Below are 22,386 nucleotides of genomic sequence, written 5' to 3' on the forward strand. Positions count from 1 at the left end.
GTGATTCAAGCGGCGAACTGATTGATGGGGTAGTAGTGATACGCCTCCCCTTCTGCCACATCGATTTCGGGGTTAATCATTAAATAACCATCAGCTTGGCTAGCCGCACCAAGCATATGCGAGCCCTGTCCGCCCGCTAACTGCGCCACCGGACTCCCCTGTGACCAATCCAACACTACCCGTAATAGCTCGCAGCGCCCTTTGGGCCCACGCTGAGAGAAGCCCGCTGTTACTGGAAAACACTGTAACGAAGCTAAGTGTCGACCCTGCATAGCATGAATAAACGGCAGCGCCAGCAGTTGCCAGCCCACCAGGGAGGCCACGGGATTACCCGGCAGCGCCATTAACGGCGTGCAAGTGGAAGGCTCCGCGCCTAGATAACCGAATGCAAAGGGCTTTCCGGGTTTCATCGCAACACCATGAAAATATAGCCCACCGTGCTGCTCGATCACCGGACGAACGTGATCCTCCTCGCCTACCGAAACGCCACCGGTGCATATCACCACATCTGCAATGGTTTGTGCGTGCTCAAAGGCCTGGTGCAATGACTGCGGCGAATCAGCGATGACGCCCAGATCCAGTACATCGCACTGTGCTTGTGCGAGCAGTACGTTAAGCATGGCGCGATTGCTGTCGTATACCTGTCCCGGCGATCGCACCGTGCCTGGGGCAATCAGCTCATCGCCGGTTGAGAGCAATGCCACCCTTAGGCGCCGCTGGACGGCAACGATATTGATCCCGTGGCTTGCCAGAAGCGCAATCGACGCTGCGTCAAGAAACTTACCCGCAGCGAGTAGCGGGGTTCCCATGCGGGTCTCCTCGCCTTGACAGCGAATATTAGCGCCTAGCACCAAGCTACCCTCGAGGTGTATATGCCCACGCTGATCAAGTGTCACCCGCTCTTGAGGCACCACAATATCCGCCCCTATGGGTACCGGCGCGCCGGTGAAAATACGCGCGCAGCCCCCTTCGGGTAGCAGCATGACACCTGCGCCAGCTGGCACGCGTTGAAGAATGGGTAGGCCTGCACCGAGAGGTGCCGCTTGGTAATCAGCCAGACACAGCGCGTAACCATCCATAGCGCTATTGTCCACGCCCGGCATATCGAGAGGTGCAACCACCATTTCTGCCAGCACTCGCCCCGCCGACTGTTCAAGGGAGACGTTTTCTACGGCATTAATCGGCGTGGCTGCGTCGATAACTCGTTGGCGTGCATCAAATAAATTTAATAAGCCGGGCGTGACTATTTCTGCGCATTGACAGTTCATAAGCGCTCCGAAACATGCGACGTCGTTTCTACTTGACGTCCACTACAAGCAGGAGCAGAAGGCAACACCATTGCTACAAAGTTGCAGGGCCGAGTGCGGGAGTCCAACTGCAATGAGATGATTTTTTCCCACGCCAATTCACATGCTTTGGGCGAACCGGGCATCGCAAACAACAGTGTCTGGTTGGCAACCCCCGCCACTGCCCTAGATTGAATAGTCGACGTGCCAATCGTTTGCAGAGAGTAGTAGCGAAACAACTCGCCATACCCCTCAATTGCTTTGTCAAAAAGAGGAACTAACGCCTCAGGTGTGGTATCGCGAGCAGTGAAGCCCGTACCGCCATTTACCAGGATCGTCTGAATTTCGTTACGCGCAATCCATTCCGAAACCACAGCACGAACCTGATAAATATCATCAGGCACGATGCGCCGCTCCATTAGGTTATGGCCGCTTTCAATAAGATGCGCGGCGAGTAAGTCACCACTGCCATCTTGATCGAATCCACGCGTATCGGAAACGGTTAACACCGCGATGCCAAGCGGAATGAAAAGAGCATCTACAGGAACATGGGACATCAAGCCTCTCCTATTAGCTTTCCTATTGCTTCAAGCTATTGCATCAAGCTGCCGCCAGCATCGTCATCCAGCACAATCCCTTCGACGCCTATTTCGCTCTCTAACATCAGCAAATAGTGACGCAGCGCACGTCGAGTTGCCTGCTCCCGAAGGCTATGGCGCACCCGGTCAATCACTTGATCGAAAGGTAACGCCCTACCTTCTCTGCGCTCGTCAATACTGACCACATGCCAGCCATAGCGAGACGCCAAGGGGCGCTCATGTAGACCTTCGGGCAGGTGCTGCAAAGCGCGGTCCAACTCTGGAACGGTTTGCCCCGACACTAGCCAACCCAAATCACCATCCAGCTCTTTTGAAGGGCACGCGGAGTGGTGTTGAGCAAATTCGGCAAACCGTTCGGGTATCTGATTAAGCTGTTCGAGTAGCTTTTCGCCAAGCTGGTAAGCATCGTCGCGACCCTGGGAGTCATCGGGTGCGGCCGCGAGCAGGATATGCCGAACGCGTAACTGCACTGGTTCGCTAAAGCGCTCACGGTGGGTGTCAAAAAAGCGCTGGCAATCTGCTTCCCCCGGTTCGGGCACCTCAAGCTCCTGTTCGAGCAAAGCAGCAATCGCCGCATCTTCCTGTGCCTCGCTAACGTCCTGTGTCAATAGTAGGCCCAGGACGCTAGCACGCTGGCGAAGCAGCTCTCTGACCACCAACGCACGGGCTGCCTGAAGCTGGGCCTCTCCCGCCGTTTCGGCGGGGTGGTACTGCATCTCCAACGCAATCGTTGCTTCATCGATAGGGGTATCACCGACACGTACCGGAGGCGCAGCAACGCCCCCAGGTAACTGTTCGATATCAATCATCTGCATATTATTTCTCCTCTAGGCCTGGCCGAGCACAAGCCAGTTTTTAGCCACGACGGCGGACAAGCTGATAACGCCGGGTCACATAGCCAAACGGCGCGCTCCACACATGCACCAAGCGGGTAAAGGGGAACAGCAGGATGATGGTCAGGCCGATAAAGATATGCAGTTTGTAGATCCACGACACTTCCTGCATGTAGTCCGCCGCACCGCCGCTGAAGAAGACAATCGACTGCGCCCAGCTGGAGAGCGTTAGCATCATCTCGCCGTCCATATGGCCCAACGAGAAGATGATGGTCACCATACCTAGGCACGCCTGTAAGACGATCAAGCCCAAGATCAAGGTATCCATCATGCTCGACGACGCCTTTACGCGCGGGTTGGCCAGACGACGATAGAGCAACATGGCGCCGCCCACCACGCACATGGCACCGGCAATACCGCCCACCACGATAGCCACTAGCTGTTTAGTACCGGCGTGCAGGAACGGCTCATAAACCCAGTGCGGCGTGAGCATGCCCACCAAGTGACCGAAGAAAATCACGATAATCCCGATATGAAACAGGTTGCTGCCCAGGCGCATGTTCTTTGAAGAGAGCATCTGGCTAGAACCGGTCTTCCAAGTGTACTGACCATGATCAAAACGGAGCAGGCTGCCAAGCAGAAACACCGTGCCCGCGAGATAGGGGTAGTAACCGTAGATCAGATGGGTTAAGTAATGCGCAATCGCGTCATACATGGTGATTCTCCTATTAACGATCGGCGGAAGGAGCGGAAGAGGCATTTAAAGACGGAGCAGGCATAATGCGTACCGGCTGGCTCTGAACGGTGTGCTTGCGCTCAACCAAGCGGCGACCTTCAGCAGACTGCAGCGCACAGTCTTCGTCAGAGGTCGCTGAGAAACGCACCGCTTCTTCTTCCCATACGGCGTCCAAGGCTTCGGGGGTGTTGTCCGGCACTTCTTTTTTGACCTGGGGCCGATGCTCCTCGACATCTCCCTCGGCGCCGATTAACGCCAATAGTGACAGCGGTACTAGCGCGTGATCCGCTCCCCGCTCCTCCAGCCGTGCCGTCAGCAACGCTAGAATATGGCGTATTTCGCCCAGCCAGCGGCCTATCTCGGCGTCGTCGCACATTGAAAGGTATTCAAGAAATACCGGTAGATGATCGGGCAGTTCACGGGCATCCAGCTCAAAACCGGCCGCGCTGTACTCGGCCATGAGATCCACCATGGCCTGACCACGATCACGGGACTCACCGTGAACGTGTTCGAATAGCAGCAGCGACGTAGCCCGCCCCTTATCGAACATGGCGACGTACTCGGCCTGTAGCTCAAGCAGGTCGCCCTCTTGGAGACGCTGACACCACTCCATTAGCGACGGTTTGAGAGCCGCCCCCAGGCGGCGCTCGGCATTGAGAATTTCGATGAGCTCGCCGCTGGCATCCTGCAGTTCCTGGGTCGGGTAATCGAGCAGGCGGGCCAGTACGCGTAGGCTACGCATACCCTGTAGCGGTTCGAGCGACGGCTCTACCGGGATCGGCGATTGGGTAGCGGCTTCAGTCATGACGAGACTCCTCAAGTTGTGGCTGCGGGTCGAAGACCTCTACCGGTTTCACCAACACGCTGGTCTGCTTACGGCCATTAAACAAGTTGGGCTGGCTCTCACCATGGCAACCATCACCAAAGGTAAAGCCGCATCCGCCCCGTTCCGGGAAGGCTTCGGTGGCCATTTCTCGATGGCTGGTGGGGATCACAAAACGATCCTCATAGTTGGCAATGGCTAGGTAGCGGTACATCTCCTCTACCTGAGCGACGCTCAGACCCACGGCATCGAGCACGTCGGCGTTGGGTGAACCCTCTACGTGCTTGCCGCGCATATAGACCCGCATCGCCATTAAGCGCTTGAGTGCCAACACCACGGGCTCCTCTTCACCGGCAGTCAACAGGTTAGCTAGGTACTTCACCGGGATACGCAGCGATTCAATCTTGGGCAGGATGCCGTCGAACTCGACATGCCCCGCCTCAGCGGCGGATTGAATCGGCGACAGCGGCGGTACGTACCACACCATCGGCAGCGTGCGGTATTCCGGGTGCAGCGGCAGCGCCAATCCCCAGTCGATAGCCATCTTGTAGACCGGAGAGGCCTGGGCGGCTTTGATGACGTTATCCTGGATGCCATCCCGCTTGGCCTGGGCAATCACTTCCGGATCGTTGGGATCTAGGAAAATCTCGCACTGGCGGTGGTAGAGATCACGCTCGTCAGGGGAGCTTGCCACTTCCTCGATACGGTCAGCGTCATACAGCAGCACGCCGAGATAGCGGATGCGGCCCACACAAGTTTCGGAACAGATAGTCGGTTGACCGGCCTCGATACGCGGGTAGCAGAAGATACACTTCTCGGACTTACCGCTTTTCCAGTTGTAGTAGATCTTCTTGTAGGGGCAGCCAGAGATACACATACGCCAGCCACGGCACTTGTCCTGGTCGATTAGAACGATACCATCTTCTTCCCGCTTGTAGATCGCACCACTGGGGCAAGCCGCTACACAGGTTGGGTTCAAGCAGTGCTCGCACAGGCGCGGCAGATACATCATGAAGGTGTTTTCGAACTGGCCGTAAATATCTGCCTGCACCTTGTCGAAGTTGGCGTCTTTGCGCCGCTTGGCGAACTCGGTGCCAAGAATCTCTTCCCAGTTGGGGCCCCACTCGATCTTTTTCATGCGCTGACCGGAAATCAGCGAGCGCGGGCGCGCCACCGGCTGGTGCTCGCCGATCTTGGCGGTATGCAGATGTTGGTAGTCAAACGTGAACGGCTCATAGTAGTCGTCCATTTCAGGCAAGTCGGGGTTGGCGAAAATGTTCGCCAGCACCCGCCATTTGCCACCAATACGCGGTTCAATCCGACCGTCGTTACGGCGCATCCAACCGCCCTTCCACTTGGCCTGGTTCTCCCACTCTTTGGGATAGCCGATACCGGGCTTGGTCTCGACATTGTTGAACCAGGCGTACTCCATACCTTCGCGACTGGTCCAGACATTTTTGCAGGTCACCGAACAGGTGTGGCAACCGATACACTTATCAAGGTTGAGAACCATGCCTACCTGGGAACGAATTTTCATTTCACGGCCTCCTGAGCACTGTTCTTTTGAACACTGTCATTGCCTTCACCATCCAGCCATTCAATGTGTTTCATCTTGCGCACTAACACGAACTCATCGCGGTTTGAGCCGACGGTGCCGTAGTAATTAAAACTGTAAGAGAGCTGCGCGTAGCCGCCGATCATATGGGTTGGCTTGGGGCAGACCCGGGTGACCGAGTTGTGAATACCGCCCCGCGTACCGGTGACCTCAGAGCCAGGCACGTTCACGTTGCGCTCCTGAGCGTGGTACATCATCACCATGCCCGCTTTGACCCGCTGGCTGACCACTGCCCGCGCAGCAATCGAGCCGTTGGCGTTGTAGACCTCGATCCAGTCGTTGTCCTCGATATCGATCTCAGCCGCATCTGCCTCGGAGAGCCACACCACCGGGCCGCCTCGGTTAAGCGTCAACATCAGCAGGTTGTCCGAGTAAGTGGAGTGGATGCCCCACTTCTGGTGCGGCGTGAGAAAGTTCAGCGCCTTGCTCTTGAAGCCGTTGTCGGCGGGAAGCTGGAAGCCTTTGGCCGCCTTGGTATCGATGGGCGGACGATAGACCAGCAGGCTTTCACCGAATGCGCGCATCCAGGCATGATCCTGATAGAACTGCTGACGACCACTCACGGTGCGCCATGGAATCAGCTCGTGAACGTTGGTGTAACCGGCGTTATAGGAGACATGCTCATCCTCAAGGCCGGACCAGGTCGGGCTGGAGATAATCTTGCGTGGCTGAGCGACGATATCGCGGAAGCGAATTTTCTCTTCGTGCTTAGGCTTAGCCAAATGCGTGTGATCACGCCCGGTAATCTTGGAAAGCGCATCCCACGCTTTTACTGCCACGGCGCCATTGGTTTCCGGTGCCAGGGTGAGAATCATCTCGGCGGCATCGATGGCGCTGTCGATCAACGGACGCCCTTTATGCGGACCATCCAGCTTGCGATGGTTGAGTTTGCCCAGCAGCTCGACTTCCGCATCGGTGTTCCAAGCGATACCCTTGCCGCCGTTACCGATGCTTTCCAGCAGCGGCCCTACGGAGGTGAAGCGCTCATAGGTTTCGGGATAGTTGCGCTTGACTTCAATCAGCGATGGCATGGTCTTGCCGGGAATCGGCGCGCATTCGCCCTTCTTCCAATCCATCACCGCCGGTTGGGCCAACTCTCCTGGCGAGTCATGCTGCATCGGCAGCGTGACCAGGTCGGTCTCTTCGCCCAGGTGGCCGACACACACCTTGGAGAATGCTTTGGCAATACCCTTATAAATATCCCAGTCACTGCGCGATTCCCAAGCTGGGTCGGTGGCGGCAGTCAAGGGGTGAATAAAGGGGTGCATGTCAGAAGTGTTAAGGTCGTCCTTCTCATACCAGGTCGCCGTAGGCAGCACGATATCCGAGTAGAGGCAGGTGGTGGACATGCGGAAATCCAGCGTCACCAGCAGGTCGAGCTTGCCTTCCGGCGCCTCGTCACGCCATACCACTTCTTCGGGCTTCTGGCCGCCGAAGTCGCCCAGATCTTTACCCTGAATACCGTGGCGAGTACCCAGCAGGTACTTGAGCATGTACTCATGGCCCTTACCGGAACTACCAAGCAGGTTGGAGCGCCAGATGAACATATTACGTGGGAAGTTCTCTGGCGCATCCGGGTCTTCCGCTGCAAAGCGCAGTTCACCCTTCTTGAGCTGCTGAACGGCATAATCGGCTGTCGACATACCCGCGGCTTCGGCTTTTTTCGCTAGGCGTAGCGGGTTAGTGTCCAGCTGTGGTGCTGACGGCAGCCAGCCCATGCGCTCAGCACGCACGTTAAAGTCAATCAGGCTACCGGGGTAATCCTCGGCCTTGGCCAACGGCGAAAGAATCTCTTTAATCTCGAGCTTCTCGTAGCGCCACTGGGAGGAGTGACTATAGAAGAAGGAAGTAGAGTTCATATGGCGCGGCGGGCGCTGCCAGTCGAGGCCAAAGGCCAAAGGCGTCCAGCCGGTCTGTGGGCGCAGTTTTTCCTGACCAACATAGTGAGCCCAGCCGCCACCGCTCTGACCGATACAGCCACACATAACCAGCATATTAATCAGGCCGCGGTAGTTCATATCCATGTGGTACCAGTGGTTCATACCGGCACCAACGATGATCATGCTACGGCCGTTGGTTTTATGGGCGTTATCGGCAAATTCACGGGCAATGCGGGTGCACTGCTCTGCAGGGACGCCGGTGATTTTCTCCTGCCACGCGGGGGTATAGGGACGAATCTGATCAAATGAGGTCGCGCCATCATCTTCGCCGTCGCCAACAAAGCCACGGTCGATACCGTAGTTGGCACACATCAGATCAAAAACGGTGACCGCCAGCATGTCGCTGCCATCGGCTCTCTTCAAGCGTTTGGCGGGCAAATTGTGGAACAGTAGGTCATCGGCGGCGCCTACACCGGCCCCTTTGACGTGCTCAAAGTGCTCGTGCTCGATGCCACCGAAGTAAGGGAACGCCACGCGCGCGACGCTATCGTGGTGGTTGACCAAACTTAGCAACGGCTTGATTTCAGTGCCTGCGGCGTCCAGCGATTCCAGATTCCACTTGCCCACTTCGTCGCCGGTTTCGCCCCAGCGGAAACCGATGGAGCCGCGTGGCACCACCAGCTGGTCACGGGTTTCGTCCCAGGCGACGGTTTTCCACTCGGGATTGTTTTCCTGACCCAGGGCAGCATCAAAATCACTTGCACGCAGTTGGCGACCCGGTGCGAAGCTGCCATCTTCACGCACTTCCAGTTCCACCAGGAACGGCATGTCGGTATAGCGGCGCACATAGTCCGTGAAGTAAGCACTCGGGTTATTGAGGTGGAACTCTTTGAGAATGACGTGGCCCATGGCCATCGCCAGGGCGGCATCGGTACCCTGCTTGGCGGACAGCCATTCGTCGGTCAGTTTGGAAACTTCGGCATAATCCGGAGTAATCGAAACCGTCTTGGTACCCTTGTATCGCACTTCGGTAAAGAAGTGCGCATCCGGGGTACGCGTTTGAGGCACATTAGAGCCCCAGGCGATAATATAGCCGGAGTTGTACCAGTCAGCGGATTCAGGTACGTCGGTCTGCTCACCCCAGGTCATTGGCGAGGCCGGCGGCAAGTCACAGTACCAGTCGTAGAAGCTCATGCAGACGCCGCCTATCAGCGACAGGTAGCGGCTACCCGCGGCGTAGCTGACCATCGACATGGCAGGAATCGGCGAAAAGCCAAGGATACGATCAGGGCCGTACTGCTTAGCGGTGTAAACGTTAGAGGCAGCGACCAGCTCGTTGAGCTCATCCCAGTTACCGCGAACGAAGCCGCCCATGCCGCGGGCACGCTTGTACTGTTTAGTTTTGGCAGGGTCTTCAACAATAGACGCCCAGGCGTCGACCGGGTCTGGATTAGCCTTGAGCGCTTCGCGCCATAGCGCCAGCAACGGCTTACGAATCAACGGGTACTTGAGGCGGTTAGCGCTGTACAGATACCAGGAGTAGCTGGCGCCGCGGGGGCAACCACGCGGCTCATGGTTAGGCAGGTCGGGACGGGTACGGGGGTAGTCAGTCTGCTGGGTTTCCCAGGTAACTAAACCGTTTTTGACGTAGATCTTCCAGCTACAGGAGCCGGTGCAGTTCACCCCATGGGTGCTGCGTACCACTTTGTCGTGCTGCCAGCGGGCACGATAGCTATCTTCCCACTGGCGGGATTCGCTGCGTAGTTCACCGTGTTCGTTGGCAAAAGGCTCGCGGGACTTGCGGAAGAAATTCAGCCGATCTATGAAGTGACTCATGGTCGATCTCCAGGCTCCTCGGAAATTTGCGTACCCGCCAGGCGGGCTCCATGGAGTGGATTCTGCGTGATCGACAAGGGAATTACTGCGTGATTACCTCCATATACACCCTATCTACCCCTAAGGTGATAGAGCGGCCAACGTAAAGGAATAGACGGTTGGCGCTGTTGAAATTACACCGTGCTTGAATGCTTGCTGTAGCGGAGCGGAATATGCTCGCAGGCCTTCAACTACGTTTACATTGCAACTCACTGAACATTCATACAACATGCTTTTTATAGCCGGATTACTCTCGGAGCAAAACGCACTCCATGCACCTCACCCGATTCACTGATTATTCGATACGCGTATTAATCTTTCTTGCTACCAAGGGAGAGGAGCGCTCTACCATTCACGAGATTGCCGAGACCTTTAATATCTCACGCAATCATTTGATGAAAATCGTTCAAGAGCTAAGTCAAAAGAACTACGTTACCGCTATTCGTGGCAAGAATGGCGGCTTACTGCTGACACGGGACCCCGCCACCATTGGGTTAGGCGAGCTAGTACGCGAGATGGAGCATGACATGGCGTTAGTGGAGTGCTTTCATAGCGACAACGCCTGCATCATTACGCCTGCATGTCGCCTTCAACCGATTCTTAATGATGCACTGTCAGCATTTATAGGTGTGCTAGACCACTATACGTTGGCCGACCTGCTGGGCAGTCAACGATCTCAACTGGCGCAACTTATGCGCATTCCTACCGTCAGCGCATAGCACTCCCTAGCCATCCTGACCGTCGACTCGCGCCTGCATCAGCGGCCAAGTGTAGTGCGCGAGAAATATTGCGTAGGCTAAGCACCAGAAGATGATGCTCAGCGTATAGGTCCAGTGGGTAATCTGAGGAAATAACGCCAAGACGGGTGAGCGCACCAAGGCGGCTATTAGCATTAAGCCCAGCGCCACACCAATACCAGGCAATGTGCGTATGGGGCGGCCCGTATGACCTAGCGAAACCCTGGCCATCATGGCCAGCATCATGGTGCCCATGCCACCAATGGTCAGAGCGTGCACGGCAAGTTCAACGCGCATCAGCCCCATGAGTGCCAAGACCCACATGACAAGCCCTAGCGGAATGCAGGCGTAACTACCATGGAGCCCCCAAAGTAAAGGTTCACGCCAGCTATGCAACCCACCCCAACGCGCCATGCGAACAGTGTTGGCCAACGCTGCTAAGAGCATCACCCCAGCCATTAATAAAGTAGGAATGGCAACCCCCAACATGATGACCAGCTGTAGCAAGACGACGCCAGCCGTGCTAACCAGCGTTACTCTTTCGAGTAAAGCAATCGGTTCAGGCTTGGTGCGGTTCAAACGATTGGCAGTAAACATGGCAATCACACGCCCGCCTACGACGGTCATCATTAGGGTAATTAACAGCACGGCTAAGTAGGCCGCTTGGCGGATCAGCTCGGCATCACCTTGCATGACTCCCAAGTGCATCGCCAGATTAGCAGTGGCAAACAGCAACAGCACAGGCACAAAGATCAAGTTGCGCCAACGCTTTGCGGTGATAACGAGACGCGCCATAACCACGGCAACCACTGGAAGAAATGCAAGGTCAACCGCCAGCAGCAGCCATTCTGGCAAATCCATTGGAAAAGCCATCAGCACCCTACCTAATAGCCATAGCACCACCAGACCCAGCAGCGGCCCGCCGTTTAAACTCGGCAACCCTGTCCAGTTACGCACAGCGGTTAGTAAAAACCCCGCCACCACCGCCGCGGCAAAGCCAAACAACATTTCATGCTGATGCCAGAAAACCAGACCGCCATAAGGTCGCAGCAAAATAGTACCGTGCCAGAAGGCCAACCACACCAAGAGGGACACCACACTAAACAGCGCGGCCAGCAGAAAGAAAGGCCTGAAAGCCAGGCGCATTAAGGGTAAATGCTCAAGCTTAGAAGCAGGCTGAGATGAGGTGGTCGTTGGCATGGCGTAATCCCGACTAATTTACTTGGAAATATGAGTGTGCGCCTAGCCACCAACAAAGACCATGACATGTATCAAAAATACATCTTATGGCTAGCATTTAAAGGCCTGTGGAATTAAGATGCATTTCTAATACATCTTAAATTATCGAGGTAGTAACAGTGCTAACACATGAGCAGGAAAAGCTGATTAACGCGACAGCCCCCATCGTGGCCGAACACCTGAATGCGATTACCCAACGCTTCTATCCACTGATGTTCACCCGCTATCCAGAGGTTAAGCCCCTCTTTAATGAGGTACACCAGCAAAGCGGTGGTCAGCCCCGCGCACTGGCCAACGCCGTGTTGGCCTATGTTCAATTGCGCAGCAACCCTGCTCAGGCGCGCGCAACCCTTGATGTCGTGGTCAGTAAACACATCTCGCTAGGCATTCTTCCCGAACAGTATCCAATTGTCGGTGAATGCCTACTGGCGGCGATTGGCGAAGTGCTGGGTGAAGCTGTCACCCCGGAAATCGCCGACGCATGGGGCGCTCTATATAACGAGCTTGCCGCCCTGTTAATTGACCTGGAAGATCAGCGCTATCGTGAGTTTGAACAGCGCCCTGGCGGATGGCGTGGCACACGCCGTTTCAAGATTGCCAGTACCCAGCAGGAAAGTGCTTTAATTCGTTCTTTTATCCTTGAGCCCGAGGATGGGGAGCGCGTGGCTGACCATGAGCCGGGGCAGTATATCGGTGTACGTCTAACCATTAATGGCGAGCTGGTTTATCGGCATTACAGCCTCTCAGACACGCCGAATGGTCAAAGCTATCGAATCTCGATCAAACGCGAAGAACAGGGCCAAGTCAGCCGCCACTTCCACGATGTCTTACAACCCGGCGACACCTTGGAACTATTACCACCAGCAGGTGACCTCACGCTGATTGAAGGTGACGAGCCTCTGCTGCTTGCCAGCGGCGGCGTTGGGCAAACGCCCCTGCTCCCCATGGCACGCCATGCCCTGTCCCTTGGGCGGCAAGTTATCTATCTACACGCTGCCCTAGATGCCGAACATCAGGCCTTTAAAGGTGAATTAGAGACGCTGAAAAGCGAGTATCCTCAACGCCTTAAGGCTGTCCGCATTCATGAGCGTGGCAACGAAGCCGAACATATTGGTCGTATCGACCGCAGCTTATTAGCTCACTACCTGCCTGATCTTAAGGCGCGCTGCTATTTCGTCGGCCCTCAAGGGTTTATGACAGCGATTAATAATGCGTTGTCAGAATTGGGAGTCGACGAGGATCGCCGACACTTTGAGCACTTTGGCCCCTCACGCCCACTCGACGCAGCTTAATAATGGGCGGCCTCGGCATCTACCTGAGGCCGCTCATTAACAGCTCAGCCAACTGCGATCCTCTCGTTAGATGAAAGCAGAACTACCTTGACAGAACCGCCAGTAAGTCCTACTCCTTAAATAACATCACAACATGATATTTTAATTATCAGCTACGATCTCAACCGGCGGCGAGGCTAACACAATGACCCCTCTAAGCATTATTCAATTGCCCTTTACCCATTTAGCGGGATGGAAAGACCTCCAGCAACGCCATCCTTCAATCGCCACTCTGGCTTGGTGCATCGTGCTGCCCATGTCGTTACTCCCCCCGGTGATGCTCTATTACGCGGGCACACACTACGGAGATATTTTTGCTCCAGGCTTTGCTGACCGACAGTGGCGCTTCATCACTACCATTCTGTTCTTGGCTGAGCTGCTCACCTTCTTCGTGATGGGCTGGCTAATTCACGCGGTGGTCAATAGCGATCGGGATCTATCAATTAGCTACCACGACACTTATCTGGTGGCAGCCCTAGCACCTTTACCACTTTGGTCTGCAGCGATCGCCCTGCTGATCCCTAGCCTGTTGTTCAATACCCTGATAGTGCTAGTAGCACTTGGTATCTCTTGCAGTTTGGTCTACCACGGGTTGCAGGCTCTGTGTAAACGCTCAGCAAATGACGTCACAACAATGTCTGTAACTTACACCGTTATGGCCGCCGGAATGCTGGCATGGGGTCTACTGATGGCTATTGTTTGGGCTTATTAAACTTCAGGTAGAACGGAGGCTACTAACTCGCTAGGTTTAGAGGGCGATACAGTGACTAACGAGGTAACGATGAGTATCGAATTAAAGCGTGCCTACGAATCACCGCACAACAAGGATGGTTATCGTGTTCTCGTCGATGGTATCTGGCCACGCGGGGTGTCCAAGGAGGATGCTAAAATTAATGAGTGGCGTAAGGAAATTGCACCGAGCAGCGAGCTTCGCAAAGCGTTTCATACTGACTCACTCGATTGGAATGGCTTCCGCCGACGCTATCTCAAAGAATTAACGTCCTATCGCGAGACTCTTCGGGACCTTGCACAACGTGCCAGGAAAGAGCGAGTTACTCTGGTGTTTGCTTCTAAGGAAGAGCGCCGCAACAATGCCGAGGTACTTCGCCAGTACTTAAGAATGCTGAAATAATCAGCCCAACCAGGAAAGCGGGCTGTGGTGAATAGCAGCCCCCACCATATAGGCAAAGATGGCCACCGCCACTACCGCAGCTAGGGCTCGCACCGTTGGCGTAGCCCCGCGCTTAATCGCAATGGTGCCAATACCGATATAGGCCAGCAGCGCCAGTAACTTGGCGCCAAGCCAAGGAAGCTGCCAGGGCCATACGGAAAGCAATGCCATCAAAGTCACCCCCAGCCCCAACAAAGCCGTATCAATAAGATGGGGCAATACCTTGACCCAACAGGCGTTGAGTCGCGGGCTTTCCTGCACCGACCACCAGGCGCGCACTACGAAGAGCGTGATGCTCAGCGCAGCGGCCGTCATGTGCAGGTGCTTGATGAGGAAATAGTGCTCCATGGTACCGGCCCCTAGCCAACGTTAACCGCATCGCCGTGATGATCGAAGGCAAGATAGGCGGTGATATTACCCATTTGCAGCGACTCCATCATACGCTGAAGCTGGCGTTCAACCTCGGCGTCATCTTTTGGGTCGTCCATGGCAGCAGTGAAGACTAAATCCCATTCGATCTCGGTACGCCGTGACTCCTCGACCAATGCCGCCATACTGCTCAGTTCCTGCGTCGACTTATCTACGCATACTACCGGCACCAATACACCCCCTTCACCCTGTTCGAAGCGACGGCGCTGTTCAGCATCGGGGAAATCGGGCAGCTCTGCGCGAACGAACACAAACAGCAGGCGCTGGGGATTAGGTTGTTTACGTGCTTCCTGCAGTAAATCGGCAAACGTCGCTATATTCATAAAATCGGTGGTCATAACAACTGTGGTCATAAAGTGAGCCTTATCGCTAGTAGTTAAGAATCAGAAGGTGAGAGAGAGTAGTTAAGAATGAACAGGTGAGACTCATAGACGGCGTTACTCGGGTGACTCTACGAAAAGCCACAGCAGCAGCATTACCATGAACAGAGGGATCAACAGGCTAAGTGGCGCCGCGCGCCAACCATAGGCTTGGACGACCAGCGGTGCTATTCGCAGGGAAAGCCCGACACCTGCCGCTAAAGCCACACAAAGGGCGATACAAAGACACACCCAACGGCCAGGCATCCAGCCTTTGGCGTGGGCGATGCCGGTGGTAATCACCGCTCCTCCCAGCCCAAGCCCAGCCCCTACCAACAAAAAATCCCACGGCTGGCTAGCCATCCCAAATCCTCCCAGCGCCAACGCTAGCCCCAGTAATAGCCATTGCATCAAGCGGCAGGTGTCGCCCAGTTTGGCGATATACCAGGCCGGCCACGCCAACAGTACACCACTCATCAATGGTACCAACACATAGACAGGCTGCTTTGCAAGCAGGGCATAAAGTGTCCAGCTAGCCACCGCTAAAGCGCTTGCTAGCGGCATTAGCAGCATGGCTACCAGCAACTGATAACCATTCACTGGCTTTATTGATGTCTCCAACGTGGGAGGCGGCACAGATGATGGCATGGCGTTTCCCAGCGAGGGTATAAAGACATCGGAAGACATGCCAGAATTGTCGGTAAATACTGGGCTTAGGTCAAAAAGGCATCGGAGGTAGGCTGGCTAACCCCAAAGGAATAGCCCTCGTATCGAAATGCAGACAGTGCCACACTCGCTTACCTCTTTCGCGCTATCGGAAATGCCATGAAATTACTTCAGCGCTCCCTGGTTGCTCGCATCATTGCGTCCCTGCTTGCCATTAGCGGGATGGCGCTCATCAGTATCACCCTGACCATGACAATGTCTAACAGCAGCCGTGGCGATGCTGCCGCGATTAATGTCGCTGGCTCATTACGCATGAATGCCTATCAGATTATGGGAGCCTTGCAACGCCTGGAGTATGCTCCAGAGGAGACAAGCGCAGAACAGCTCGAAGGACTGATTTCGAGCTTCGATCAACGCTTGTATGGCACAACGCTACAACAAACGATCCCCATTGATGATCGTCATGAGCGCCGCCGTCAACTGGAAAAACTTCAGAGCTACTGGCAACACTCGCTTCGCCCGGCACTAGAGGCTCCGGCCGCTGCCACGGCGCTAGACCTCGCTACGCTAGAAATGATGATCGTTGAGATGGTCAGTGACATTGAAGTGCTAGTGACCTATCTGGAGCAGAGCACCGAGGCTAAGGTGCGGCTACTGGGGATGATGCAACTGCTTTTTCTGGTGCTGATCGCTATCGTGGTTTCGATAGCCCTTTACGATGTTCGCCATAACCTGGTAGTGCCGCTGCGCCAGCTGATGGTGCTTGCCCGCGAGGCGGCGCAACGTAATTTCAAGCCACGCTCAGAGCTACGCGGCAGTGATGAGCTGGCTTTGCTGGGCCACACCTTTAATAAGATGTCTGCCGAGCTGGCAACCAGCTACGCCGCATTGGAAGACAAGATATCGCGCAAGAAACAGGAGCTTGAGCGCAGCAATCAGGCGCTGCGAGTAATGCATGATGCCAGCCGTTCACTGTATGGCGGCGGTAACGACCTTTGCTCTAGCGCAGCACCTATGCTGCGCGAACTGGAAAACCTGCTGGATATCGGGCCGATTCGGCTTTCCCTCAACGATCCTTTCGACCAACGGGAAATGCCGGTTTTGGAAACCCACTCACGTACCCGGCCAGAGTATTGCCGTGACCAGGAGTGCCACGCCTGCCTGATTGATCCCCGCCCCTTGGAGATGGTGTCCAATAACCAGTCCCAATGTTTACTGCTACCTATCAGCGTCGGCGACACGCTGCTTGGCACCCTGGAAGTGTGGTATCACCAGGAGCGGCTCAACGATAGCACCCGTCGGTTGCTCACCATGTTAGCCGACCAGCTGGCCACGGCGGTGTACCTGCAGCGGCGTATCGAGGAGCAGCAGCACGTCACGCTGATCAACGAGCGGACCATCATTGCCCGCGAACTTCACGACTCGCTAGCCCAATCGCTCTCTTATCTAAAGATGCAGGTGGCGCGACTCGAACGTATGCAGCAAAAAGACGCCTCTCGAGAGATGCAGTCTGCGGTATTCGACGAGCTGCGTACCGGTTTAAACAGCGCCTATCGTCAACTGCGTGAACTGCTTACTACCTTCCGGCTCAAACTAGAGGGGCCAGGGCTGCAATTTGCCTTACGCCAAACCATCGAAGAGTTTAGCCAGCGCATGGAGATAACGGTCGAGCTTGACTACGATGTGCCGCCTTACCTACTTAATCCCAATGAAGAAATTCACGTGCTGCAGATCATTCGCGAGGCGCTGGCTAATACCCACAAGCACGCCCAAGCCCACTGGGCTGGGGTCACTGTGCATTTCGCCGATGCTCGCCTGTTAGTGCGTATTGAGGATGATGGTATCGGCCTGGAAGACGATAGCTCGCCGCCTATGCACTACGGTTTGGTGATCATTCGCGACCGAACCACTACCCTGAACGGGGAGCTAAGTATCACCAATCGCCCCGCAGGGGGAGCCAGCATTGAGATAGCCTTCACCCCGTTGACCGCTCGCTTAATTCAGCAGCAGCCTGTTACGGCTGCCTCAGACTCTCACTTAGGTACAGGGGCTTCTTAATGACGCTGACCACTGCCAACGATACACCCGCCACGCTAATGATTATTGATGACCACCCGCTACTGAGGCGTGGCGTCGCCCAGTTGCTTGAACTAGAGGACGATCTTGAACTGGTTGGCGAGACGGGCGACCCTGAAGAGGGCATTGCACTGGCTCTCAAACTGGAGCCTGACTTGGTTTTACTGGATTTAAACATGCCGGGCGTCAATGGTTTAGAAGCCTTGCGCCGCCTACGGGAAGCCAACTATAGCGGCCGTGTGGTGATGTTCACTGTTTCCGACCATGAGGATGATGTGGTCGCGGCGCTACGCAACGGTGCCGACGGTTATCTGCTAAAGGATATGGAGCCTGAAGACATGGTGCGCCAGCTGCGTCAAGCTGCTTTGGGACGCATGGTCATCAGCGAAAGTCTAACCGCCCTACTCGCTGAAGCGCTGCGTAATCAGCGCAATGCCCCCACCACTCCGGATATTCATAGTCTGACGCAGCGTGAACGCGAAATTCTACAACAGCTTGCTAGCGGACTCTCCAACAAGCTCATCGCGCGCAAGCTGGATATTACCGAAGGCACGGTCAAGGTTCACGTCAAGCATCTGCTCAAAAAGCTCAACTTACGGTCCCGTGTCGAAGCCGCCGTCTGGGCAGTCCAGGAAGGTATCGATCACTAGTCGATTCTGTGTGGTTACCTCCAAAGACTCACAGAGTACTTCTGCCCTGACCCGCCTTTACCCCCTCTCGATTTTTTCTCTTTAAAATCAACGAATCCAGGCTTTTCAGCGACTACCTCTCAAGAGGTATGTCGCTGTTTTTCATGTCATTTTCACCTATTTCCCAATGTCTTCCTCCAGCGTATCTTGCTTTCTAACTGCTAGATGCAGAAAGGTTCGATGCCAAGGGGAAATCGCCATGAGCAAGAGAAATGCCGACATTGAGAAATGGAATGTCGAAGACGCCCAATTCTGGGAACAGGAAGGCAAGCACATTGCCAACCGCAACCTATGGATATCCATTCCCAGCCTGCTGATGGGATTCGCTGTCTGGATGATGTGGGGAATGATTACCACCCAGATGCAGAACCTGGGTTTTTCGTTCACGGTTAACCAGCTATTTTCACTAACAGCGCTTGCCGGTCTAGCAGGTGCCACACTGCGCATCCCAGCATCGTTCATGATCCGCATCTCTGGCGGGCGTAACACTATCTTCCTGACCACCGCGCTATTGATGATCCCCGCTGCCGGCACTGGTATCGCCTTGATGAACCCAGGCACGCCGTTTTGGGTATTCCAGGCGTTGGCGCTACTGTCCGGTATCGGTGGCGGTAACTTCGCTTGTTCAATGAGCAACATTTCCACTTTTTATCCCAGCAAACAGCAAGGTTACGCCCTGGGCATGAATGCAGGCCTCGGTAATTTCGGCGTCACTACCATGCAGATTGTCATCCCACTGGTAATGACCGTCGGCATTTTCGGCGCTATAGCCGGTTCGCCAATGGAATTGCAAAGCGCTAGCGGTACGTTGATCGGCCGGATCGAAGCAGGGACCGATACCTGGATCCAGAATGCTGGCTTTATCTGGCTTGTATTTCTGATCCCATTAGCGTTCGCCGGTTGGTTTGGCATGAATAATCTCCGCACTATTACGCCCAACCCTGGTTCGCCGCTGGCGGCTTTCAGCAAAATATTAGGCCTCTACGGCGTCGGCATGGTGACCGCGGTTATCGGCATGTTGGCTCTAGGCTGGCTTAATATGTGGATTGCCTTGCCGCTAACCATTGTTCTAACCCTGGTGTTGTTGCGCCTGATTCCTGGCGATATCAAGCCCAATATCCAGAAGCAATTCGCGATATTTTCCAATAAGCACACTTGGTCAATGACCATTCTCTATATCCTGACCTTCGGCTCCTTTATTGGCTTCTCTGCAGCCCTGCCGCTCTCTATCAACGTCATCTTCGGCAACATGATGGAAGCGACTGCCGATGGCACGCTGATTCGCGTGGCCAACCCAGAGGCGCCCAGCGCTTTAACCTGGGCCTGGATAGGCCCCTTCGTGGGCGCTCTGATCCGTCCGCTGGGCGGATGGATCTCCGACAAAGTGGGCGGCTCCATCGTTACCCAAATAATCTCTGCGATCATGGTGGTCGCCTCTGTCGCCACTGGCTACGTAATGATGCAGGCCTATAACGCCACTGATCCTAATCAATTCTTTTGGCTATTCCTGCTGCTATTCATCGTGTTATTCGCTGCCAGTGGTATCGGCAACGGCTCTACCTTCCGCAGCATCGGCGTGATTTTCGACCAGCAGCAGAAAGGCCCGGTTCTTGGCTGGACCTCTGCCGTCGCTGCCTATGGCGCCTTCATCGCCCCGCGGGTAATGGGCGAGCAAATCCAGGCCGGCACACCAGAACTTGCCATGTATGGCTTTGCGGTCTTCTACACCATCTGCCTGGTCATCAACTGGTGGTTCTATCTACGCAAAAGTGCCTACGTAAAGAACCCCTGAGCTACGTTTAGAACCCCTAAATAGGGCTTGCTTCTTTACGCTCGGAGCCAAGCTCCGGGTCTTTACCCCCTACCCCAATGCGGGAGGACACCATGAAAATCATGATCGCCTATGACGGTTCGCGAAACGCCAAGCTGGCTCTTGCTCAGGTCGTCAATATGTTCCGCTGTAACCAACCTCTGCTGATACTCGTCGGCGTGGTGGAAAACCCACTCGACGCTACCGATAACAACGAGGTGCTTTTTCAGCAGGAGCACGATGAGGTTAAACAGCACCTTCAAGAGGGTGTGGCGTTCGCTATCGGCGAGGGCTTTCAAGCCGAGCAGCTTCTCGCCGAGGGTGACGCACGCAAGATGCTGCTTCAGGCCACTCGCAAACTCTCGCCAGACCTACTGGTCATTGCCCGCCATAGCCATCAACCGGATGGCGGCATCATCGCCAAGTCATTGACTTACTTCGTTGATGAGCTCGACTACATGACTTTTGGCAGCGTCAGTTCGTTCCTGGCCCGGCGCGCCGAGTGTCCCTTATTGATCCTACCCAGCCCTTGAGTAGCCTCTCCCTCCCTTTGGCATAGACCACATTTGGGACACAGGACGATACGACCATGAAAGTTTCCGCTGTATTCAAGTTTCGCAGCCCCGAAATTCGGGCCTTGCACCTGACCTGGATTGCCTTCTTTATTACCTTTTACGTGTGGTTCAACATGGCGCCGCTCGCGTCGAGCATGCTCAAGAGCGTCGACTGGCTAACCACGGATGATCTCAAGCTGTTCGCCATCTGCAACGTCGCCTTAACGATTCCCGCGCGTATCATCGTTGGTATGGCACTGGATCGATTCGGCCCGCGACGGGTGTTCTCGGTGCTCATGGTCACTATGTCGCTACCGGCGCTGGCGTTTGCTTTCGGTAACAGCATGACGCAGCTACTAGTAGCACGCCTGGTACTGAGCTCGATTGGAGCCAGCTTTGTGGTCGGTATCCACATGACGGCGCTGTGGTTCAAGCCCAAGGACATCGGCTTCGCCGAAGGCTTCTACGCTGGCTGGGGTAACTTCGGCTCCGCCGTCGCGGCCATGTCGCTGCCGACCATCGCCCTGAGCATGTACGGCGGCGCCGATGGCTGGCGCTGGGCAATCGCCCAAAGCGCTATTGTTATGGCCGCTTACGGTATTTACTACTGGTTCGCGATTACCGATGGCCCGGATGCTCAGGCTCACCGTAAGCCACGCAAATCCGCTGCCATGGAAGTGAGTTCCTGGGGCGATATGATCAAGCTGATCATCTGGACGATCCCACTGGTTGGCGTACTCGCCATTCTGGTCTGGCGTATTCAGTATATGGGCTACTTATCTGTTACCGGTGCGACCATCGCTTACCTAGCCATTATCGCTATCGTCATCTATCAAATTGTCCAGATACTGCGAGTCAACCTACCGATCCTGCGTAAGGGTGTACCGGAGGATGATAAGTACTCGTTCAACAGTGTGGCGGCGCTCAACAGCACCTATTTTGCCAACTTCGGCGCTGAACTCGCGGTGGTATCGATGCTGCCCATGTTCTTTGAGGAGACCTGGGGCCTGAATGCCGCTACCGCTGGCCTGATTGCTGCGTCATTCGCGTTCGTCAATCTGGTGGCGCGCCCCATGGGTGGCATGGTTTCCGACCGCATGGGCAACCGGCGTTTTGTAATGCTGTGCTACATGTTTGGCATTAGCGTTGGGTTCTTACTGATGGCTTTGCTCAATTCAAGTTGGCCACTGATTCTGGCCATTGCGGTGACCATCGGCACCTCGATATTCGTGCAAGGGGCCGAGGGAGCAACCTTCGGTATCATTCCCTCCATCAAGCGCCGCATCACTGGGCAGATATCCGGAATGGCCGGCGCTTACGGTAATGTTGGCGCGGTGGTGTACCTAACCATCTTTACATTTGTCACTCCATCGCAGTTCTTCTACATCATCGCCACCGGCGCTTTCATCAGTTGGGTTATCTGCTTGGTGTGGCTCAAGGAGCCAGGAGGCGCTTTCGATGACGAGTACTACGTCTCTTCTGTTGATAGAGACATCGAAGAACAGGCTTTAAAGAGTGCCAAGCACTAAAGAATTATCTGTAGCATCACGGCACTGTTCGCGTCGATTGGATTCGGACAGTGCCTCTACTGTTCAGCAACTAACCGAAATGCCATACAGCACACTTAAGAGCTATACACGGCAATCGCCCCTATCATTTCTGACAAGGGTACGGAATG

20 protein-coding genes are annotated in these 22,386 nt (G+C 55.1%); 9 read left to right on the forward strand and 11 right to left on the reverse strand.

All coding sequences use genetic code 11. The annotated features are described in order from the left end of the window. Window positions 1–5 precede the first annotated feature (5 nt). The 7 genes from glp to J4377_RS09885 are packed head-to-tail and all read right to left on the reverse strand — an operon-like array spanning window position 6 to window position 9,608. Entirely contained in the window at window positions 6–1,268 is a 1,263-nt protein-coding gene (gene glp, locus J4377_RS09855) for a gephyrin-like molybdotransferase Glp (protein WP_253485394.1), read from the reverse strand. Continuing rightward, a complete protein-coding gene (gene moaB, locus J4377_RS09860; protein ID WP_253485395.1) occupies window positions 1,265–1,843 on the reverse strand; it encodes a molybdenum cofactor biosynthesis protein B in 579 nt (192 codons plus the stop codon). Before moaB ends, glp begins: the two co-directional genes overlap by 4 nt. A gap of 35 nt (window positions 1,844–1,878) precedes the next feature. Then, entirely contained in the window at window positions 1,879–2,700 is an 822-nt protein-coding gene (locus tag J4377_RS09865) for a peptidylprolyl isomerase (protein ID WP_038484870.1), read from the reverse strand. A 40-nt stretch (window positions 2,701–2,740) separates the two neighbouring features. After that, window positions 2,741–3,433, reverse strand: a complete 693-nt coding sequence (narI, locus tag J4377_RS09870) for a respiratory nitrate reductase subunit gamma (RefSeq protein ID WP_038484872.1) — start codon at window positions 3,431–3,433, stop codon at window positions 2,741–2,743. 13 nt (window positions 3,434–3,446) lie between these two features. Further along, entirely contained in the window at window positions 3,447–4,259 is an 813-nt protein-coding gene (gene narJ / locus J4377_RS09875; RefSeq protein ID WP_253485396.1) for a nitrate reductase molybdenum cofactor assembly chaperone, read from the reverse strand. Then, entirely contained in the window at window positions 4,252–5,814 is a 1,563-nt protein-coding gene (narH, locus tag J4377_RS09880; RefSeq protein ID WP_089038514.1) for a nitrate reductase subunit beta, read from the reverse strand. Before narH ends, narJ begins: the two co-directional genes overlap by 8 nt. Further along, on the reverse strand, window positions 5,811–9,608 hold the full coding sequence (locus J4377_RS09885) for a nitrate reductase subunit alpha (protein WP_253485397.1): 3,798 nt from the start codon (window positions 9,606–9,608) through the stop codon (window positions 5,811–5,813). The genes narH and J4377_RS09885 overlap by 4 nt, the downstream gene beginning before the upstream one ends. Before the next feature lie 311 nt (window positions 9,609–9,919). Here J4377_RS09885 and J4377_RS09890 point away from each other — a divergent pair, with 311 nt between their 5' ends. Further along, the gene (locus J4377_RS09890) at window positions 9,920–10,366 is read left to right on the forward strand and encodes an Rrf2 family transcriptional regulator (RefSeq protein WP_253485398.1); all 447 of its coding nucleotides are present in this window, start codon (window positions 9,920–9,922) and stop codon (window positions 10,364–10,366) included. Between the two features lie 6 nt (window positions 10,367–10,372). On the opposite strand, the gene J4377_RS09895 is transcribed toward J4377_RS09890, so the two are convergent. After that, window positions 10,373–11,584, reverse strand: coding sequence for an NnrS family protein (locus J4377_RS09895; RefSeq protein WP_253485399.1), 1,212 nt, complete (start codon window positions 11,582–11,584; stop codon window positions 10,373–10,375). A gap of 158 nt (window positions 11,585–11,742) precedes the next feature. Between J4377_RS09895 and hmpA the strand changes: the two genes are divergently transcribed. From hmpA to J4377_RS09910, 3 genes are all read left to right on the forward strand, one after another. Continuing rightward, window positions 11,743–12,915: an NO-inducible flavohemoprotein gene (gene hmpA, locus J4377_RS09900; RefSeq protein ID WP_253485400.1), complete on the forward strand. Its 1,173-nt coding sequence runs from the start codon at window positions 11,743–11,745 to the stop codon at window positions 12,913–12,915. A 184-nt stretch (window positions 12,916–13,099) separates the two neighbouring features. Next, a complete protein-coding gene (locus J4377_RS09905; RefSeq protein ID WP_253485401.1) occupies window positions 13,100–13,666 on the forward strand; it encodes a Yip1 family protein in 567 nt (188 codons plus the stop codon). A gap of 69 nt (window positions 13,667–13,735) precedes the next feature. Continuing rightward, window positions 13,736–14,086, forward strand: a complete 351-nt coding sequence (locus tag J4377_RS09910; protein WP_198349628.1) for a DUF488 domain-containing protein — start codon at window positions 13,736–13,738, stop codon at window positions 14,084–14,086. On the opposite strand, the gene J4377_RS09915 is transcribed toward J4377_RS09910, so the two are convergent. The 3 genes from J4377_RS09915 to J4377_RS09925 all read right to left on the reverse strand — a co-directional run bounded on the left by J4377_RS09915 (window position 14,087) and on the right by J4377_RS09925 (window position 15,561). Next, window positions 14,087–14,473, reverse strand: a complete 387-nt coding sequence (locus J4377_RS09915) for a SirB2 family protein (RefSeq protein WP_120386869.1) — start codon at window positions 14,471–14,473, stop codon at window positions 14,087–14,089. An 11-nt stretch (window positions 14,474–14,484) separates the two neighbouring features. Beyond that, entirely contained in the window at window positions 14,485–14,907 is a 423-nt protein-coding gene (locus tag J4377_RS09920) for a ribonucleotide reductase subunit alpha (RefSeq protein ID WP_253485403.1), read from the reverse strand. Between the two features lie 84 nt (window positions 14,908–14,991). Continuing rightward, complete coding sequence (locus J4377_RS09925) at window positions 14,992–15,561, reverse strand: hypothetical protein (protein WP_230835113.1); 570 nt, start codon at window positions 15,559–15,561, stop codon at window positions 14,992–14,994. 177 nt (window positions 15,562–15,738) lie between these two features. On the opposite strand from J4377_RS09925, the gene J4377_RS09930 reads away from it, so the two are divergent. From J4377_RS09930 to J4377_RS09950, 5 genes are all read left to right on the forward strand, one after another. Beyond that, complete coding sequence (locus J4377_RS09930; RefSeq protein WP_253485405.1) at window positions 15,739–17,637, forward strand: type IV pili methyl-accepting chemotaxis transducer N-terminal domain-containing protein; 1,899 nt, start codon at window positions 15,739–15,741, stop codon at window positions 17,635–17,637. After that, a complete protein-coding gene (gene narL, locus J4377_RS09935) occupies window positions 17,637–18,305 on the forward strand; it encodes a two-component system response regulator NarL (RefSeq protein ID WP_089674621.1) in 669 nt (222 codons plus the stop codon). The genes J4377_RS09930 and narL overlap by 1 nt, the downstream gene beginning before the upstream one ends. A gap of 238 nt (window positions 18,306–18,543) precedes the next feature. After that, complete coding sequence (locus J4377_RS09940) at window positions 18,544–20,136, forward strand: antiporter (protein ID WP_253485407.1); 1,593 nt, start codon at window positions 18,544–18,546, stop codon at window positions 20,134–20,136. Between the two features lie 92 nt (window positions 20,137–20,228). Continuing rightward, window positions 20,229–20,687 carry a universal stress protein gene (locus tag J4377_RS09945; protein ID WP_038484906.1) on the forward strand — a complete coding sequence of 153 codons (459 nt, stop codon included), beginning with the start codon at window positions 20,229–20,231 and terminating at the stop codon, window positions 20,685–20,687. 56 nt (window positions 20,688–20,743) lie between these two features. Further along, a complete protein-coding gene (locus J4377_RS09950) occupies window positions 20,744–22,237 on the forward strand; it encodes an MFS transporter (protein WP_253485409.1) in 1,494 nt (497 codons plus the stop codon). Window positions 22,238–22,386 lie beyond the last annotated feature (149 nt).

The organism is Halomonas sp. XH26, from assembly GCF_024138895.1.
Lineage (GTDB): Bacteria > Pseudomonadota > Gammaproteobacteria > Pseudomonadales > Halomonadaceae > Vreelandella > Vreelandella alkaliphila.

Bases quoted from the DNA above. Each gene is read 5' to 3' on its own strand.
- narH (WP_089038514.1), bottom strand. From the start codon at position 5,814: ATGAAAATTCGTTCCCAGGTAGGCATGGTTCTCAACCTTGATAAGTGT.
- J4377_RS09915 (WP_120386869.1), bottom strand. From the start codon at position 14,473: ATGGAGCACTATTTCCTCATCAAGCACCTGCACATGACGGCCGCTGCG.
- J4377_RS09885 (WP_253485397.1), bottom strand. From the start codon at position 9,608: ATGAGTCACTTCATAGATCGGCTGAATTTCTTCCGCAAGTCCCGCGAG.
- J4377_RS09930 (WP_253485405.1), top strand. From the start codon at position 15,739: ATGAAATTACTTCAGCGCTCCCTGGTTGCTCGCATCATTGCGTCCCTG.
- glp (WP_253485394.1), bottom strand. From the start codon at position 1,268: ATGAACTGTCAATGCGCAGAAATAGTCACGCCCGGCTTATTAAATTTA.
- J4377_RS09950 (WP_253485409.1), top strand. From the start codon at position 20,744: ATGAAAGTTTCCGCTGTATTCAAGTTTCGCAGCCCCGAAATTCGGGCC.
- J4377_RS09910 (WP_198349628.1), top strand. From the start codon at position 13,736: ATGAGTATCGAATTAAAGCGTGCCTACGAATCACCGCACAACAAGGAT.
- J4377_RS09945 (WP_038484906.1), top strand. From the start codon at position 20,229: ATGAAAATCATGATCGCCTATGACGGTTCGCGAAACGCCAAGCTGGCT.
- narJ (WP_253485396.1), bottom strand. From the start codon at position 4,259: ATGACTGAAGCCGCTACCCAATCGCCGATCCCGGTAGAGCCGTCGCTC.
- J4377_RS09895 (WP_253485399.1), bottom strand. From the start codon at position 11,584: ATGCCAACGACCACCTCATCTCAGCCTGCTTCTAAGCTTGAGCATTTA.
- J4377_RS09890 (WP_253485398.1), top strand. From the start codon at position 9,920: ATGCACCTCACCCGATTCACTGATTATTCGATACGCGTATTAATCTTT.
- J4377_RS09865 (WP_038484870.1), bottom strand. From the start codon at position 2,700: ATGCAGATGATTGATATCGAACAGTTACCTGGGGGCGTTGCTGCGCCT.
- J4377_RS09920 (WP_253485403.1), bottom strand. From the start codon at position 14,907: ATGACCACAGTTGTTATGACCACCGATTTTATGAATATAGCGACGTTT.
- J4377_RS09925 (WP_230835113.1), bottom strand. From the start codon at position 15,561: ATGCCATCATCTGTGCCGCCTCCCACGTTGGAGACATCAATAAAGCCA.
- narI (WP_038484872.1), bottom strand. From the start codon at position 3,433: ATGTATGACGCGATTGCGCATTACTTAACCCATCTGATCTACGGTTAC.
- narL (WP_089674621.1), top strand. From the start codon at position 17,637: ATGACGCTGACCACTGCCAACGATACACCCGCCACGCTAATGATTATT.
- moaB (WP_253485395.1), bottom strand. From the start codon at position 1,843: ATGTCCCATGTTCCTGTAGATGCTCTTTTCATTCCGCTTGGCATCGCG.
- J4377_RS09940 (WP_253485407.1), top strand. From the start codon at position 18,544: ATGAGCAAGAGAAATGCCGACATTGAGAAATGGAATGTCGAAGACGCC.
- J4377_RS09905 (WP_253485401.1), top strand. From the start codon at position 13,100: ATGACCCCTCTAAGCATTATTCAATTGCCCTTTACCCATTTAGCGGGA.